Source organism: Halanaerobium saccharolyticum subsp. saccharolyticum DSM 6643 (genome assembly GCF_000350165.1).
Lineage (GTDB): Bacteria > Bacillota > Halanaerobiia > Halanaerobiales > Halanaerobiaceae > Halanaerobium > Halanaerobium saccharolyticum.
In genome coordinates this window covers 1-17635 of sequence record NZ_CAUI01000021.1, presented here as the reverse complement: position 1 = coordinate 17635, position 17635 = coordinate 1, and the positions used below count along the sequence as shown (strand labels likewise).

Below are 17635 nucleotides of genomic sequence, written 5' to 3'. Positions count from 1 at the left end.
ATAACTCTATTTTGAAAGCTTAATATAATATTCTATGCTATTTTGATCATCATTACGTTCTAATTCAACTTTGATACCAGAATCTTTAATTTCTGAAATCCTTTTTTCTAAAGAATTAGCAAAAAGCCTTAAATCATCAGATATATGTTTGATTTGACTTTTGTTTCTTGAAGGTTTCATTTTTTTGTTTATTAAATTTTCGCTTTCTCTAACATTAAGATCTTTTTTCTTGATTTCCCCAATAATATTTAGCTGTTCCTTTTCTGATTTAAGTTTTAGTAAAGCTCTTCCATGTCTTTCACTTAAATCAGCAGCTAAAATCTCTTTTCTGACATTAATTGAAAGTTTTAATAAACGCAGCTTATTAGCAATAGTTGATTGACTTTTAGAAACTCTAGCAGCCAATTCATTTTGAGTTAAATCAAATTCATCTAAAAGCCTCTGATAAGCTTGTGCTTCTTCCAAAAAATTCAAATCCTTGCGCTGTAAATTTTCAATAAGCGCTATTTCAGCCATTTCTTGATCATTAAAATCTTTAATTACTGCAGGAATAACTTCTTTTCCCAAAAATTTAGCAGCTCTAAGCCTTCTTTCACCAGCAATTAATTCATATCCACCTTCAATTTTTCTAACAATAATAGCCTGAATTAAACCAAAATTGTCAATTGATTGCGCTAGTTCTTCAATTTCTTTCTGTTTGAATTCTTGACGTGGTTGAAATGGATTAGTTTTTATTTTTTCTACTTTTATTTCTGTAATTTGTTCCTTGTTTTTTTCATTTTCCTGATTCAAAAAAGGAATTTTCATTAAAAATTACCCCCACTTAGACATATATTTCTCTAAAATAGTTGAATATCCTTTATAATAATTTAAATGCTGGCTAAACTTAATTAAGCTTTCTAAAAAAATTTACAGAGGGCGCTTTTTAGGTATTCCAGCCCGTCTAGGATATTTTTTATCAGTTAAATCAGTTTTTTCTATTACAATTAGGTATCTTTCCGCTTTAAGCCCGGGAACATCAAGCTCAATTGTTTCCTTAATCTCTGCACCTAAGATATTTAAAGCTTGTTCAGCCTCTTTAATTTCTTCCTTATATTCAGGGCCTTTATAAAGATAAGCAAATCCACCTATTTTTAGAAATGGAACTGCATATTCCAATAAAACATTTAATGAGGCCACCGCTCTTGAACAAACATAATCAAAAGAGCCACGCCATTCTTCTATTTGTGCTAGATCCTCAGCCCTGCCGTGGGTAGCATCAATACCTGTTAGGCCAAGTTTATAACTCAATTGGTTTAAAAAATTAACTTTTTTAGAAGAAGAATCTAATAAATAAAAACTATCTCCGGGCAAAAATAATTTTAAAACCATTCCTGGAAAACCAGCTCCTGTTCCAATATCTAACCATCTTTTTCTTTGCCCAAGATCCAATTGATTTAAAATAACTAAAGAATCTAAGAAGTGTTTTTTTATAACTGCTTCTGGTTCTGTAATTGTACTTAAATTATATTTTTTATTTTCTTGAATAAAGAACAGGTAATATTCCCAAAGCTGTTCAAGCTGTTCATTACTATAAGATATATTTAACTTTTTAATTCCTGACTCTAATTTTTCAATAAACTTCTCCTTATTGATCTCCATTCTGATCATCCTTTTTCTGCCGATTGTATTGCTCAAGATAAATCATTAACGCTGAAATATCAGCTGGAGACACACCAGAAATACGAGAAGCTTGTCCTATTGAAATGGGTCTTATTTTATTTAGTTTTTCCCTTGCTTCAAGTCTTAGATTTTCTAGATCATTATAATCTAATTCTTTCGGAATCTTCTTTTCTTCCATTTTTCTAAATTGTTCAACTTGAGCTTCCTGACGGTCGATATAACCTTTATACTTCACCTGAATCTCAATTTGTTCTTGTACATCTTTTTTAATTTTAGGTAAATCTTCAGCAAAAAATTCAAGGTCTTTATAAGAAATTTCTGGACGTCTTAGAAGTTTCTCTAGACTTACTGGTTTACTTAAATTTCCGCTTTCCAATTCTTCTAATTTAGCTCTTACCTCTTTAGTTGGATTAACCTGATTTTCATCTGCTCTTAAATATGCAAGAGCTTTTTTAACACCTTCAACCTTTTCTTGATAATGCTCATATCTTTGATCACTTACAAGACCAATTTCTCTGCCAAGTGGAGTTAAACGCTGATCTGCATTATCTTGTCGAAGTAGTAATCTATATTCTGCTCTAGAAGTCATTATTCTGTATGGTTCAGGTGTGCCTTTAGTAACTAAATCATCAATTAAAACTCCGATATAAGCCTGGGAACGTTTTAAAATAATTGGATCTTTTTCCTGTAAGTTTCTGGCTGCATTAATTCCGGCAATTAAACCCTGTCCAGCCGCCTCTTCATAACCAGAACTACCATTAATCTGTCCTGCTGTGTATAAACCTTTAACTTTTTTAAGCTCTAAATCAAGTTTTAGCTCTTCTGGATCTACACAATCATATTCAATTGCATAACCCGGACGCATAATTTCTACATTCTCTAAACCAGCTATAGTTTTTGTCATCTCAATTTGCACATCATATGGTAAACTGGTTGGAAGACCAGAAACATAATATTCATCTGTATCCAAACCTTCGGGCTCTAAAAATAGCTGATGCCTATCTTTATCTGGGAAACGAACCACCTTATCTTCAATTGAAGGGCAATAACGAGGCCCAACGCCTTCTATCACTCCACTAAAAAGAGGAGTTCTTGCTTTGTTTTGATCAATAATCCTGTGTGTTTCTTCATTTGTATAGGTCAAATAGCACATTACTTGTTCCCCTGTAAGTGGATTTGATTCAAAAGAAAAATTCAATCCTTCTTCACCTGGTTGAGGTTCCATTTTAGAAAAATCAAGTGATTTTTTACTTACACGAGGTGGGGTTCCAGTTTTAAATCTTCTTAAATTAATTCCTAAATCTTTTAAACTTCCTGAAAGTTTATTAGCTGGATACTGCTGGTTAGGACCAGCATTAAATTCAGCTTCTCCAATTATTATTCTTCCTTTCAAAAAAGTTCCGGTTGTTAATATAACTTTTTTGCCTGGAAAAAATATTCCCGTTTTTGTAACTACACCTTTTACCTCACCATCTTCAACAATTATTTCTTCAGCAATCTGCTGTTTTAAATCAATATTATCTTCCTGTTCTAAAACTTGTTTCATTCTTTTGTGATAATCATCTTTATCTGATTGACCTCGCAAACCATGAACAGCTGGTCCTTTGCTTGTATTCAGCATTCTAATCTGAATCATTGTTTCATCCATATTTCTAGCCATTTCTCCGCCTAAAGCATCAATTTCTCTTACTATATGAGATTTTCCCGGTCCTCCAAGCGAAGGATTACATGGCATAAATGCTACATGGTCTAAACTAACTGTTAAAGTAAGAGTTTTTAAACCCATACGTGCTGGGGCTAAGGAGGCTTCGCAGCCTGCATGTCCTGCACCAATTACTATTACATCATACTCCTTTGGATATCTATGAAAATCCATTATATCTCTCCCTTTTTATTAATAATTATTTTCCAAGACAAAAATCATTAAAAATTCTATCTAAAATATCATCAGCTACAGTTTCTCCTGTTATTTTTCCTAATGCATCCAAACAGTCTTTTAAATCTATTGTTAAAAAATCATAAGGCATATTTGTTTCATGTGAAACAATTACTCTCTCTATTGCTTCCAAAGCTTTAACCAAAGCATCTTTATGTCTGCTTTGAGTAACTATTGTTTCAGAGTCCATATCAATATCTTCATCTAAGATTTCTTTCAAAATATCATTTTTTAACTGGTTTAAACCTTCTTCTGCTAATAATGATATCCAGAGAACACTATGCTCAGAAAACTCTTTTTCAATTTTTTTCTTATTTGTTTTTGCTGGTAAATCAGTCTTGTTAACAACAACTATTAAAGGTTTATCTTTAATTAATTTATAAATTTCTCTGTCTTCAGCAGTAATACCCTGACTAATATCTAACATAAACAAAACTAGATCCGCCTTTTCTGCAGATTTTCTAGTCCGTTCTACCCCTATTTTTTCAACAGCATCTTCTGTTTTTCTAATACCTGCTGTATCGATAATTTTAAGAGGTATTCCTTGTAAATTAACGTATTCTTCAATTACATCTCTGGTTGTCCCTGGAATATCAGTAACAATAGCTCTTTTTTCTTCTAAAAAATAATTTAAAAGACTTGATTTTCCTACATTTGGTTTACCAACAATTACTGTTTTTAAGCCTTCTTTATAAATTTTACCCTGTTTGCTGCTTTTTAATAACTTATCTATCTCTTCTTTTATATGATAGAATTTATCGTCTAACTTCGCTGGAGAAAAGCCTTCAACTTCATCTTCGGGATAATCGATTGCCGCTTCCAGATGAGCAAGTATTTCTACAGCTTCTTCTTTTATTTGATCAACTTTTTTGGACAATTTACCATTTAATTGATCTACAGCTAAATCAAGACTTTTTTCAGTTTTCGAGTTTATCACTTCTATAATTGCTTCTGCTTGAGCCAAATCAATTCTTCCATTTAAAAAAGCTCTTTGAGAAAATTCTCCTGCTTCTGCAAGACGTGCCCCATTTTTTAAAACTAAATCTAAAACAGACTTTAGGGGAGTCATTCCCCCATGACAGTCAAATTCTAATACATTTTCACCTGTAAAAGAATGCGGTCGTCTCATCATTATTGCCACTACTTCATCAATAGTCTTATCATTTTCGGGATCTTTAATGTGACCATAATGAGCAGTATACGTTTTCTGTTTAGATAGCTTCTTTGTTTTCTTTATTGAACTAAAAATTTTATCTCCAATTTCATAAGCCTGGGGACCACTAATTCTTATTTTACCCGTTCCTCCAGTGCCAAATGGGGTTGCAATTGCTGCAATTGTATCTTCTTTTAAAATATCCATTACTTAACACCTCCTAAAACATAACCCAGCAGAGAAATTTCCTGCTGGGTTAATGATAAAAGCCATCTGCTTCTTTAATTTTTCTATTTATTATAACTGCACCATAAATGATACAGCTCTTTTATTTATATTAGATAATTTATTACTTATCTAATGGTTCTATCATAACTTTACGGTAGGGCTCTTTTCCCTCACTGTATGATTTAACATTTTTATTTTCTTTAAGCGTTATATGAATAATCCTTCTTTCGTGTGGTGGCATTGGTTCTAACACAACTTTTCTCTTCTTTCTCTCTGCTTTAGAAGCAAGCCTTTCTGCCAATCTCTCTAATGTTTCTTTCCTGCGATCACGATATCCTTCAGCATCAAGTAGAACTCTGAAATATTCTTCCAGTTCTTTATTTATATAGATAGAAGTTAAATACTGCATTGCATCAAGAGTTTCTCCTCGATGACCAATTACTAATCCTAGTTCTTTTTCTCCTGTTAAGTTATAGACAACCTGTTCTTCATTACTTTTTTCTTCTAGTATTTCTACACCTACATTTATATTAGCTTTATTTAAAAGTGTCTCTAAAAATTCTTTACCCTTTTTTACAGGATCAAAAATTTCATTCACTTCTACAACAGCATCTTTTGCTCCAATTAAACCTAATAATCCTTTACTTCCTTTATCTATAACATTAATTTCAGCATCTTTTCTGTCAATTTCAAGCTCAGCTAGAGCCTTTTTCACTGCCTTTTCTACATTTTTAGCTTCTACTTTTATGCTTTTCATATTTACTTTGCATCCCCCTTGATTCTGCTGGGTTCTTTGGATAAGAAATACTGCTGTGCTACAGTAAATAGAGTTGATGTAAACCAGTATAATAATACACCAGAAGGTAATCTAAAACCAATAAAGATTATAAAAAGCGGCATCATATACATCATCTTATTACTTTTGCCATCTCCACCAGATATTTGTTGAGTCATATATGTTTGTCCAAACATAATAACTGCATTTAACAGAACTATAGCAATATCAGGTTCAGCTAAAGAACCATTGGTTATAGTTCCAATCCATAAAAAGGCTTCATTTGCCATTTTATCACCTAAAGCAAAAATCGTTCTGTATAAAGGAATCAAAATAGCCATCTGAACAATCATTGGCAAACAACCAGCAGCCGGATTAACTCCATGTTCCTGATAAAGATTCATCATTTCTTCTTGCTGCTTTTCTTTATCATCTTTATATTTTTCTTGAAGTTTTTTTACTTCAGGCTGTATTTCCTGCATTTCCCTCATTGAGCGCGTCTGTTTTGCAGTCAGTGGATAAAGAACAATCTTAATCAATAAAGTGAAAATTATTATTGCTAAACCATAATTACCAACAATATTGTAAATAAAATCTAGAGCATACGCCATTCCATTAATTAACCAATCAAACATTTAATAAATTCCTCCTATTCTACCGGATCATAACCGCCTGGATTGAAAGGATGACAGCGAATAATTCTCTTAAATCCCATCCATCCACCTTTAAAAGCTCCATATTTTATTATCGCTTGTTTGCTATATTCAGAGCAAGTAGGATAAAAACGACAACTTTTTGGAGTCCAGGGAGAAATAATCTTCTGATAGATTCTAATTAGAAATAAAAATAATTTTTTCATTTTATCACCTTTTTTAACCAGTTTCATAATCATTTAATAATTATGTAAAATTAAATTGAGATAATAGATCTTATTACCTATTTGTAATTAAATTATATTCATTTTTTTATATAATTTATTTACATCTCTTTTTAAATGTTGATAACCAATTTGAACAACCGGTTTTCTGGCAATAAAAATTATATCATAACCTTTAAATTCTTTTTCTTTTTCAAACTCTCTAATAATTTCACGCAATCTTCTCTTTAACTTATTTCTAACAACAGCATTCCCAATTTTTTTACTAACTGATAAACCATATCGATTTTTTTTACCCTTTTCATAATTTAAACAATAAATAACAAGATTTCTTGTAGCATATGATTTTCCATTTTCATATACTTTTTTAAATTCTTTATTCTTTTTAAGACTCTCCACCAAATAACCCCCAGCTAAAATAATCCACAACTAAGACGATTTTATATTCATACATTTAAAATTATATGCTATTTACATAGTAGAGTCAAGGAATTTTAATCTTATCCACAAGATAAATTTTTGAGGACATTGTTGATAATTTGTTGATAATCTGTTATTATTAATATGGTTATTCTAATTTAATTTTATTCCTTACTGAATCAACAGTTAAAACAATATTAACAATTTGTTTATAAAATTATCAACAAAACTATAAATTACAGCTAAATACAGCTACTTATCCACAATTTCTTAATTTTTTATCCACAAACTGTTAATAACAATCACCATCTGTGGATATCTTTTATCCTTTTATTAACAATTTTATACTATTTTTTAAAAATAAAAAAGCAATTTTACTGAATTAACAGTAAAGAGCTGTTCGTAATTTTTGTGGATAACATCTGCACTTGTCCACAATTTTGTGGATAACACCTTATTTATCCCCGTTAATTGGGGATAACTTTAACTTAAGCTTAATTTTTTAGAATTACAGGAGGTATTTTATGTCTTTCTCTCAAAAAGAATTAGATCACATCTGGAAAAAAACTTTAGAGAATATAAAAGAAAAAATAACAAATCCAAGTTTTAATACCTGGTTTTCAGAAACTAAAGCAGTTATGACTACAGCAGAAAATCAGCTTGTCTTACAGGTTCCAAATAATTTTATTCAAGAATGGATTGAAAGTCAGTATACAGATCTTATTGAAGAAATTTTGAAAAATTTAACTGGTAATAAATGGACTTTAATCTTATTAACTCCCGAAGAAGTTAAAAAGTTTAAAGAAAATAAAAAGAATTCTAATGATAAAAAAGAAGAAAAATCTGAAATAACTGTTGAAAATGAAAATACAGAAGAAAATAATGTTGAATCAGAATTAAAACAAAATGGATTTAATCCTAAATATACTTTTGATACTTTTGTAGTAGGTAACAGTAATCGATTTGCTCATGCGGCATCGCTTGCAGTTGCTGAAGCTCCAGCAAAGGCATATAATCCCCTTTTTATTTATGGTGATGTTGGTCTTGGTAAAACACATTTAATGCAGGCTATAGCTCATTTTATTCTTAAAAATAATCCTGATTACAAGGTTGTTTATGTTTCTTCGGAAACCTTTACGAATGAATTAATTAACTCTATAAAAGATGATTCAACTGTAGACTTTAGAGATAAATACAGGAATATTGATATTTTATTGGTTGATGATATTCAATTTTTAGCAGGTAAGGAAAGAACCCAAGAAGAATTTTTCCATACCTTTAATACATTGCATGAGTCAAATAGGCAGCTAATTATATCAAGTGATCGTCCTCCAAAAGAGATTCCTACCTTAGAGGAGAGGCTTCGTTCCCGATTTGAATGGGGTTTAATTACTGATATTCAAAAACCTGATTTAGAAACTAGAATTGCAATTTTAAGAAAAAAAGCAGATATAGAAAATCTAACTATTCCAAATGAAGTAGTTATTTATATTGCTAATAAGATTCAATCTAATATTAGAGAATTAGAAGGCGCTTTAGTTAAGGTAATTGCTTATTCTTCACTTGTTGACCGAGAAATTGACGTTGATCTAGCTAGAGAAGCTTTAAAAGATCTAGTTAACAAGAAGAAAAATGAATCAATTGAAGTCAATATAGAAAGAATCAAAAAAATTATAACAGACGACTATAATTTAAGAATGGAAGATATGCAATCTAAAAAAAGAACCCAAAATATTGCTTTTCCCCGTCAAATTGCGATGTATTTAAGTAGAGAATTAACTGATTTTTCTCTACCACATATTGGAGATGAATTTGGTGGCCGTGATCATACTACTGTTATTCATGCTCATAATAAAATTCAAGAAAAAATAGAAAATGAAAATGATTTTAGTAATAAAATTGAAAGATTAATTGATACTATTAAACATGGATAATCTATAATTTAACCAAATTTATTTTTATATTTTTCCTTATAATATACTATATTTTATTATTAACATTTCTTGTGGATAATTATTAAGAGGCTTGTTGATAGATTGTTAATAACTTTTAAATGTTAATATGTGGATAACTCTTGTGCTATTCGTTAACAACTTATCTACAGGCTAAATCATGCTCTCATTGGTCTTAATAGGCTTTTACACATATTCACAGCCCCTACTACTACTACTACTAGTTTTATTTATAAATTAACCAATATTATATTTCGGTAATTTTGTTAATAACTTTTTATCTGGAGGGATACATTTTGAAATTTTCAATAAATCAAAAGAATTTATATAATGCTTTAAATATAGTTAGACGAGCTGTAGCTAAAAACCAAACCTTACCTATTTTAACAGGAATATTTTTAAATCTAAAAAATAATACATTAACTTTAAAATCAACTGACCTGGAATTAGGAATAGAATATAAGTTACAAGTTGAAGGTCAAATCGATGGATCAATTGTCCTGCCTGCTACCCAATTTTCAAATATTATTCGTGAATTACCCAATGAAACAATTAATATTGAATTAAATAAAGATAAATGGCAGCTTCAAATTAAATGCATTAATTCTTTATTTAAAATAAATGGTTATGATCCTGATGAATTTCCAAATTTACCTCAAGTTGAAGAAAGTGCAAATTTTAAACTTCCATCTAGTAAATTTAAAGAAATGATAAAAAAAGTTAGAATTTCTACTTCAAAAGATGAAACTCAGCCTGCTTTAACAGGAGCTTTATTTGAAGTTGAATCAGAAAAAGTAAAGATGGTTTCTACAAATACATATCGTTTATCATATATTGAAGCACCTTTAAAAACTTCAGTTAATGAAAAAATTGCTGTTATTTTACCTGGAAGTACTTTACAGGAACTAAATAATTTATTAGAAGATGAAGGAACTGTAGAAATCGAAGTTGACAACAACTATGTTCGTTTTAATTTTGCTGGTATAGAAGTAATTTCGAGATTAATTGAAGGTAAATTTCCTAATTATGAGCTGGTTATTCCTGATGAATCAAACAGTAAATTTAGTGCAGATCTTTCTCAACTGCATGGATCTGTAAAAAGAGCATCTTTAATTGCAAAACTTGATGCAAATATTATTACTCTTTCTGCAGACCAAGAGTTAATGGAAATTAATTCAACTGAGGGAAGTTCAGGTTATGCCCATGAAGAAGTAAAAATTGAGATGGAAGGCCCTGAACAAAAAATTAATATTGATGCAGGATACTTCATTGATGTTTTAAAAGTTTTAGATTCTGAAGAAATTAATATAGAAATGATAGGACCATTAAATCCCCTGGTAGTAAAATCGAAAACAGAAGCTGGGGATAAGTTTATTTATCTAATTATGCCTGTGAGGTCACAATCATAATTATAGTTTGAAAGTGTACTGGGGTGTGGAAATGTGAATAGTTATCAAGAGGTACACTTAAGTTAATTTAGGAGGTAATAAATAAATGAAAGAAATAAAAATAAAAAGTGATACAATTAATTTAGACCAGTTTTTAAAATGGGCTAATCTTGTTATGAGTGGTGGAGAAGCTAAACATTTAATTCAGGCAGGAGAAGTAGAGGTTAATGGTGAAATAGAATTAAAGAGGGGAAAAACTCTAAAAGTTGGAGATATAGTTTCTTTAACAGCTGAAGATAATAAATATAAAGTAAGTCGGGGATAATTAATGCATTTAGAAAGGGTTCTCTGCCGAAATTTTCGTAATTTTGAAGAGTTAATGATTGATTTAAATCCAAATTTAAATATTTTCTTGGGTGCTAATGGTCAGGGAAAGACTAATTTTTTAGAATCTATTTATTTAATGGCCACAGCTAATTCTCATAGAAGCAGTATTACTTCAGAAATGATAAGCTGGGATCAAGAAAAAGCACTTGTTCAGTTGCTTTTAAGGCGCAGAGAAGGTAAAATAAAGTTAGCCATGCGTTTAGAAAAAAGTGGACGCCAGGTTGAAATTAATGATAATCCTCTGGATAAAGTTAAAGAACTGCTGGGATATTTAAATGCAGTTTTATTTTCTCCTGAGGATTTAAAGCTGATTAAAGAAGGACCTTCACACAGAAGAGATTTTATAGATCTTGAAATTTCGCAGGTCAGTCGTTATTATAATCATCTTTTAAATAAATATGATCATATTTTAAAACAGAGAAATAATTTATTAAAGTCAATAAGAGATGGTAAATCAGCTGATCGAGAAATGCTTTCAGTCTGGGATGAGCAGATTGCTGCAGTTGGTTCCAAAATAATTTTAAAAAGAATAGAAGTTATAGATAAATTAAAAATTTTAGCTAGATTATCTCAACGCAAAATAACAGAGGGAAGAGAAAATTTAGAACTTGAATATGATATCTCTTTAAATAATTTTTCTAAAAAACTGGGAGAAGCTGAATTAAGAGAGCTTTTTATAGACAGTTTGATAGCAAAACGTGACCAGGAAATTTCTCGTGGTTATACAGTTATTGGTCCTCATCGAGATGATATAATTTTAAAGGTAAATGAAATGGATTTACGCAAATATGGATCTCAAGGACAGCAGAGAACTGCTGCTTTAGCATTAAAATTAGCAGAACTGGAATTTATGAAGTCAGAGACCGGAGAATATCCAGTCCTGCTTTTAGATGATGTTTTTTCGGAATTAGATGGTTTGAGAAGAAAAGCATTAATTAATATTATAGCTGATAAAATTCAGACTATAATTACAGCAACAGATGGAGAAAATTTATCCGGACTTAAAAATAACTCCTATAATGTTTATCAAGTCAAAAATGGGAGAATAAAAAGAGGGTGAATTAGACATATGTTTTTACATCTTGGTGATGGTTATATGATTCCTTCCAAGGAAGTAGTATTAATTGGTGATTTAGAGAGTACAACTTCATCTGAAATAACTGAAGAATTTTTAGATATTTCTGATGAAGAGGGATTTATTGTTGATTATTCCGGGGGAAATCCCCGTTCTTTTGTGTTAACAGGAGAGACGATTTATCTTTCAATGATCTCATCTAAGACACTTGGTGATAGAGTTGATAAGTTTACAGAAGAAAATGGGGGATATTGATGGATATTAAGAATAGAAGCAACTATGAAGCAGAACATATACAGGTACTTGAAGGACTTGAAGCAGTTCGTAAAAGGCCTGGAATGTATATCGGTTCTACAAGTATAGAAGGTCTACATCATTTAGTATATGAGGTAGTTGATAATAGCATTGATGAAGCAATGGCTGGATATTGTTCAGAAATATCTGTTGAAATAAAGCCAGGAAATGTAGTTAAAGTTCAAGATAATGGACGCGGTATTCCAGTAGAAATCCATCCTAAAGTAGATAAACCTGCAGTAGAAGTTGTAATGACAACTTTGCATGCTGGTGGAAAATTTGGTGGAGAAGGATATAAAGTATCTGGTGGTTTACATGGTGTTGGTATTTCAGTAGTAAATGCTTTAACTGAATGGACTGAAGTTGAAATTGCCTGGAAAGATGGTAAGGTTTATAAACAAAAATATGAAAGAGGAGTTCCTCAGCACGAGCTTCAGGTAGTAGGAAGTTGTGATAGTGACTGTACAGGTACTACAATTGAATTCAAACCTGATCCTTTAATTTTTGAAGAAATAGATTTTGACTTTAGAGTTTTAGCACAGCGTTTAAAAGAACTGGCCTTTTTAAATAAAGGTACAACTATCAAAATAATTGATAATCGTCAGGAAGAAATGAAAGAAGAAGAATTTCACTTTGATGGTGGTTTAGTCTCTTTTGTAGAATATTTAGCTCAGAGTAAAAAACCTTTATTATCTGAACCAATTTACATAGAAGATAAAGGGGAAGAAGCTTCAATTGAGGTTGCAATTATGTATCATCAGGGATATAATACCTCAATTTATACCTTTGCTAATAATATTAATACAAAGGAAGGTGGGACCCATTTAAGCGGATTTAAATCTGCCACCACTCGTACTTTTAATGATTATGCCCGCAGCAAAAATATTTTAAAAGATGGGGATGATAATCTTAAAGGTGAGGATATTAGAGAAGGTATGATTGCAATTGTTAGTGTTAAATTATCAGAGCCTCAGTTTGAAGGTCAAACTAAAACTAAATTAGGAAACAGTGAAATAAGAGGATTTGTTGACTCTGCAGTTTCTTCATTTTTAAAAACATATTTAGAAGAAAATCCAAAAGTAGGAAAGGCAATTATAGATAAAGCAATTAGTGCAGCTCATGCTAGAAAAGCTGCCCGTAAGGCTAGAGATTTAACTAGAAGAAAAAGTGCCTTAACTTCTACAGCATTGCCTGGTAAACTTGCAGACTGTTCTCGACGCAAAGCTGATGATACAGAAGTATATATTGTTGAGGGTGACTCTGCTGGAGGTTCTGCTAAACAGGGGCGTGACAGAGAGTTCCAGGCTATTTTACCTCTTAAAGGTAAAATTTTAAATGTGGAAAAATCACGCTTAAATAAAATTTTAAATAATGATGAGATTAGAGCTCTGATCACTGCTATAGGTACAGGGGTAGGAGAAGAGTTTGATCTAAATAATATTCGTTATGATAGAATTATTATTATGACTGATGCAGATGTTGATGGAGCTCATATTAGAACTTTACTGCTAACATTCTTTTATCGATACATGCGTCCTTTACTTGAAAATGGAAATATATATATAGCACAACCGCCTTTATATAAGGTTAAAAAGGGCAGAAGAGAAGAATATGTTTATAATGATAAAGCCCTAAAAGAGCTGCTTGAGGAAATAGGAAAAGATAGAGTTTCCATGCAGAGATATAAGGGTCTTGGTGAGATGAATCCTACTCAGCTTTGGGATACTACAATGGATCCAGATAATAGAATTTTGCTCCAGGTTAATATAGAAGATGCAATTATGGCTGATGAAACATTTTCTATTTTGATGGGAGATAAAGTAGCTCCTAGACGCGAATTCATTCAAAAACATGCCCGCGAAGTTAAAAATCTTGATGTATAATTTTATTAAAAGATAAAGGTTGGTGAGATATTTTGGATCAAAAAGCAGCAAGAGTCAAAAAAATTGATATAGATAAAGAAATGAGAACATCTTATCTCGATTATTCAATGAGTGTAATTGTAGGAAGAGCTCTACCGGATGTTAGAGATGGATTAAAACCTGTACACAGAAGAATTTTATATGCTTTAAATGACTTAGGTATGACACATACAAAACCACATAAAAAGTCTGCCCGGATAGTTGGGGAAGTACTGGGTAAGTATCATCCTCATGGAGATACAGCAGTTTATGATACAATGGTTAGAATGGCTCAAGACTTTTCTTATCGTTATATGCTGGTAGATGGCCATGGTAACTTTGGTTCAATTGATGGAGACAGTGCAGCAGCTATGCGTTATACTGAAGCAAGAATGTCATCCATCGCTTCCGAATTGATGACAGATATTAACAAAGATACTGTTGATTTTATTCCTAATTTTGACGATTCTTTAAAAGAGCCTGAAGTTTTACCAGCAAGATTTCCAAATCTACTGGTAAATGGTACTTCTGGGATTGCAGTAGGTATGTCAACAAGTATACCCCCACATAATTTAGGTGAAATAATAGATGGAGTTATTAAATTAATTAATAACCCTGAAATAACTACCAAGGAATTAATGGGAATTATTAAGGGACCTGATTTTCCTACAGGTGGTCAAATTATGGGGCGGGGCAGTATTTATAAAGCTTATAAAAATGGTAGAGGTAAGCTTACTGTTAGAGCAAAAACTAGAGTTGAGGATTTATCTGTTAATAGAAAACAAATTATTGTAGATGAACTTCCTTATCAGGTTAATAAAGCGCGTTTGATCAAAAAAATTGCAGATTTAGTTAAAGATGAAAAATTAGAATCAATTTCTGATATTAGAGATGAATCAGATAGAGATGGAATGAGAATAGTAATTGAATTAAAAAGAGAAGCTACTCCACAGGTTGTTTTGAATCAATTATTTAAGCATTCCAGACTTCAGGTTACCTTTAGTGTAATTATGATAGCTCTTGTAGACAAAGAGCCAAAGGTATTATCTTTAAAAGAAATTTTAGAACATTATTTAGAACATCAAAAAGAGGTAATTAGTCGTAGAACAAAATATGATTTAGATAAAGCTCTTGATAGAGCTCATATTCTTGAAGGTTATAGAATTGCTCTAGCAAATATCGATGAAATTGTTGAAATGATAAAAAATGCTGATGAGGTAGATACAGCTAGAATTAATTTAATGGAGAATTATGAGCTTTCTGAAACTCAGGCAAATGCTATTTTAAGAATGAGATTACAGAGTTTAACTGGTTTAGAAAGAGATAAAATAGAATCAGAATATAAAGATTTACAAGAAAAAATAACATACTATAGATCTATTTTGGCTGATGAATCAAAATTATTAGAAATCATTAAAGATGAAATTCTTGCAATAAAAGATAAATATAATGATGAGCGTAGAACTTCAATTATGAATAGAGCTACTGATTTAGAATTAGAAGACTTAATTGAAGAAGAACAGATTGTGGTTACTATGACAAACCAGGGTTATATTAAACGAATGGCTCTTGATTTATATCGCAGTCAGCGTCGTGGGGGTAAGGGAGTAATAGGTATTAGTACCAAAGAAGAAGATTTTGTAGAAAATATTTTTACTACAACGACTCATCACAAATTCTTATTTTTTAGTAATCAGGGCAGAGTTTATAGATTAAAAGGATATCAAATTCCAGAAACAGGAAGGCAGGCAAGGGGTACAGCAATTGTAAATCTTTTAGAATTAGAAAAAGATGAAAAGATTAATACTGTAATTCCTGTTAAAGATTTTCCCAAAGATGCTTATTTGATTATGGCTACAAAAAATGGTCTAATTAAAAAAACGGCTTTAGAAGAGTATGATACTAATTATACTGGTTTAATTGCTGTTAATTTAAGAGAAAATGATGAATTGATTGGTGTTAGAATTATAGAAGAAAATGAAAATATTTTCTTAATTACTAAAAATGCTAAGGCAATTCACTTTAGTGAAAATGATGTTAGATCTGTAGGTAGAAATTCTTATGGAGTAAAAGGAATTAATTTAGAAAAAGATGATAAAGTAATTGATATGGGAATTGATTATGCTGGTAATGAGTTATTAGTAATCACTGAAAATGGTTATGGTAAGAGAACACCTATTTCTGAATATAGAATTCAAAATAGAGGTGGTAAAGGAATACTAACCGCTAACATAACTGATAAAAACGGTAAATTAGCTGCAGCTAGAATTGTTGAAGAAGGTTTGGAAATGATGGTTATAACTCAAGATGGTATTATTATTAGAGTTGATGTAGATGAAATATCTACTACAGGCAGAAATACTATGGGAGTTAAAATAATAAATGTTGGAGAAGATGATAAAGTTGTCTCTTTAGCAAGAATAAATGATGATATAATAGAAGAAGATGAAGAAGAGATGGAAGAAAAAGAAGAATTAACTCCAGAGGAAAGAGCTGAAGCTCGTTTTAATAAGATTGTTGAAAAAATAGATAGAGAAGAAAGAGAAAAGAAATTAGATGAAGAAAATGAACTAGATGAAACAAAAGATCCTACAGAAGCAAATGAAGAAAAAGAAAATATAGAAGAATAAATAATTATAATTTTATATAAAAAAAGGCTCTACAAAAAGTGATGGATTTTGTGGAGCCTTTAAGTGAATAAAAAATGTAGTTAGTAAAATAAATGTTAATTAATTTACATCATAATAATTTATATACGATATAATATTTTCAACAAGATATTAAAACTATATAAATTGATATAACCTATAATTTTATAAAATAATAAGAGGTGATAAGTTTGAATAAAATAGAAAGATTTTTAAATGATTTTGCAGAGTTAACTTCACTTGGTTTTGGTCTAGGTAAAAAGATTGATAAAAATTCTGATGAATATATAGACTATTTTGGTTAAAAAAAGAAAATTAATAGGTAAAAAAATGAGTTCAAAAATTAAAAATAATAATAACTTCCTTTATAGTAGATTGGATAATGAAAAATAATATCTACTTGAGGGAAGTTTTTTTATTTTTTCCTTGACACATATGGCAATAGATGTTATTCTATTACTTGTCGCCGAAAAAGATATGATGTTTGGCCGACAAAAATTATTTTAAAAAGTTCTTGACAAAGCAAAAAGAGCTTGATAAGATAATAGACGTCGCACAAATAATCTCCTAAAATTTGAGATCAAAAATAAGCTCAAATAGAGATTATAAAAGAGCTAAATTTTAAAGCTTAAATATTTCTCTTCTTTATATATAAGAGAAAATAAAGTTTTGAAAATCAAGAAAAATATTCTAAAAAAGTTTTTCTAAAAAGTTCTTGACAAAGTGTGGCAGAGTTGATAAGATATTAAATGTCGCTGATAAAAAACGCGGCAGAAAATATAGAAGATAATTTGCAGAAAAGCAGATTTTGTGCGCTGGCCTCGATGGCCAAGTACAGAGCCGACCATTCGTAATAAAATGAAGGCTCAGTGAACCTTGAAAATTAAACAGCAAGCCAACGTTAATATACTTTGAGTGTTAAAACTTAAAAGTAATTAT

Annotated in this window: 15 protein-coding genes; 7 read left to right on the top strand and 8 right to left on the bottom strand. The window is 30.6% G+C overall.

Annotation, left to right across the window (positions count from 1 at the left end; all coding sequences use genetic code 11):
- Nucleotides 1-6: 6 nt before the first annotated feature.
- From noc to rnpA, 8 genes are all read right to left on the bottom strand, one after another.
- Complete coding sequence (gene noc, locus HSACCH_RS08515; RefSeq protein WP_005489194.1) at nucleotides 7-807, bottom strand: nucleoid occlusion protein; 801 nt, start codon at nucleotides 805-807, stop codon at nucleotides 7-9.
- Nucleotides 808-909: 102 nt separating this feature from the next.
- Nucleotides 910-1641: a 16S rRNA (guanine(527)-N(7))-methyltransferase RsmG gene (gene rsmG, locus HSACCH_RS08510; protein ID WP_005489192.1), complete on the bottom strand. Its 732-nt coding sequence runs from the start codon at nucleotides 1639-1641 to the stop codon at nucleotides 910-912.
- Entirely contained in the window at nucleotides 1628-3538 is a 1911-nt protein-coding gene (gene mnmG / locus HSACCH_RS08505; protein WP_005489191.1) for a tRNA uridine-5-carboxymethylaminomethyl(34) synthesis enzyme MnmG, read from the bottom strand. Before mnmG ends, rsmG begins: the two co-directional genes overlap by 14 nt.
- 25 nt (nucleotides 3539-3563) lie before the next feature.
- Complete coding sequence (gene mnmE / locus HSACCH_RS08500; RefSeq protein WP_005489190.1) at nucleotides 3564-4958, bottom strand: tRNA uridine-5-carboxymethylaminomethyl(34) synthesis GTPase MnmE; 1395 nt, start codon at nucleotides 4956-4958, stop codon at nucleotides 3564-3566.
- Between the two features lie 142 nt (nucleotides 4959-5100).
- On the bottom strand, nucleotides 5101-5736 hold the full coding sequence (jag, locus tag HSACCH_RS08495; RefSeq protein ID WP_005489188.1) for an RNA-binding cell elongation regulator Jag/EloR: 636 nt from the start codon (nucleotides 5734-5736) through the stop codon (nucleotides 5101-5103).
- Between the two features lie 2 nt (nucleotides 5737-5738).
- Entirely contained in the window at nucleotides 5739-6389 is a 651-nt protein-coding gene (locus HSACCH_RS08490; protein WP_005489187.1) for a YidC/Oxa1 family membrane protein insertase, read from the bottom strand.
- 14 nt (nucleotides 6390-6403) lie between these two features.
- Nucleotides 6404-6613: a membrane protein insertion efficiency factor YidD gene (yidD, locus tag HSACCH_RS08485; protein WP_040477328.1), complete on the bottom strand. Its 210-nt coding sequence runs from the start codon at nucleotides 6611-6613 to the stop codon at nucleotides 6404-6406.
- Nucleotides 6614-6700: 87 nt separating this feature from the next.
- Nucleotides 6701-7030, bottom strand: coding sequence for a ribonuclease P protein component (gene rnpA / locus HSACCH_RS08480; RefSeq protein ID WP_005489185.1), 330 nt, complete (start codon nucleotides 7028-7030; stop codon nucleotides 6701-6703).
- Between the two features lie 545 nt (nucleotides 7031-7575).
- On the opposite strand from rnpA, the gene dnaA reads away from it, so the two are divergent.
- From dnaA to gyrA, 7 genes are all read left to right on the top strand, one after another.
- Nucleotides 7576-8985, top strand: a complete 1410-nt coding sequence (gene dnaA / locus HSACCH_RS08475) for a chromosomal replication initiator protein DnaA (protein WP_005489184.1) — start codon at nucleotides 7576-7578, stop codon at nucleotides 8983-8985.
- Nucleotides 8986-9299: 314 nt separating this feature from the next.
- On the top strand, nucleotides 9300-10412 hold the full coding sequence (dnaN, locus tag HSACCH_RS08470) for a DNA polymerase III subunit beta (protein WP_005489183.1): 1113 nt from the start codon (nucleotides 9300-9302) through the stop codon (nucleotides 10410-10412).
- A gap of 85 nt (nucleotides 10413-10497) precedes the next feature.
- A complete protein-coding gene (locus tag HSACCH_RS08465; protein WP_005489182.1) occupies nucleotides 10498-10716 on the top strand; it encodes an RNA-binding S4 domain-containing protein in 219 nt (72 codons plus the stop codon).
- A 3-nt stretch (nucleotides 10717-10719) separates the two neighbouring features.
- Nucleotides 10720-11838 carry a DNA replication/repair protein RecF gene (gene recF, locus HSACCH_RS08460; RefSeq protein WP_005489181.1) on the top strand — a complete coding sequence of 373 codons (1119 nt, stop codon included), beginning with the start codon at nucleotides 10720-10722 and terminating at the stop codon, nucleotides 11836-11838.
- A gap of 9 nt (nucleotides 11839-11847) precedes the next feature.
- Complete coding sequence (remB, locus tag HSACCH_RS08455) at nucleotides 11848-12108, top strand: extracellular matrix regulator RemB (RefSeq protein WP_005489180.1); 261 nt, start codon at nucleotides 11848-11850, stop codon at nucleotides 12106-12108.
- A complete protein-coding gene (gene gyrB, locus HSACCH_RS08450; RefSeq protein WP_005489179.1) occupies nucleotides 12108-14030 on the top strand; it encodes a DNA topoisomerase (ATP-hydrolyzing) subunit B in 1923 nt (640 codons plus the stop codon). The genes remB and gyrB overlap by 1 nt, the downstream gene beginning before the upstream one ends.
- A gap of 32 nt (nucleotides 14031-14062) precedes the next feature.
- Entirely contained in the window at nucleotides 14063-16678 is a 2616-nt protein-coding gene (gene gyrA / locus HSACCH_RS08445; RefSeq protein WP_005489178.1) for a DNA gyrase subunit A, read from the top strand.
- Nucleotides 16679-17635 lie beyond the last annotated feature (957 nt).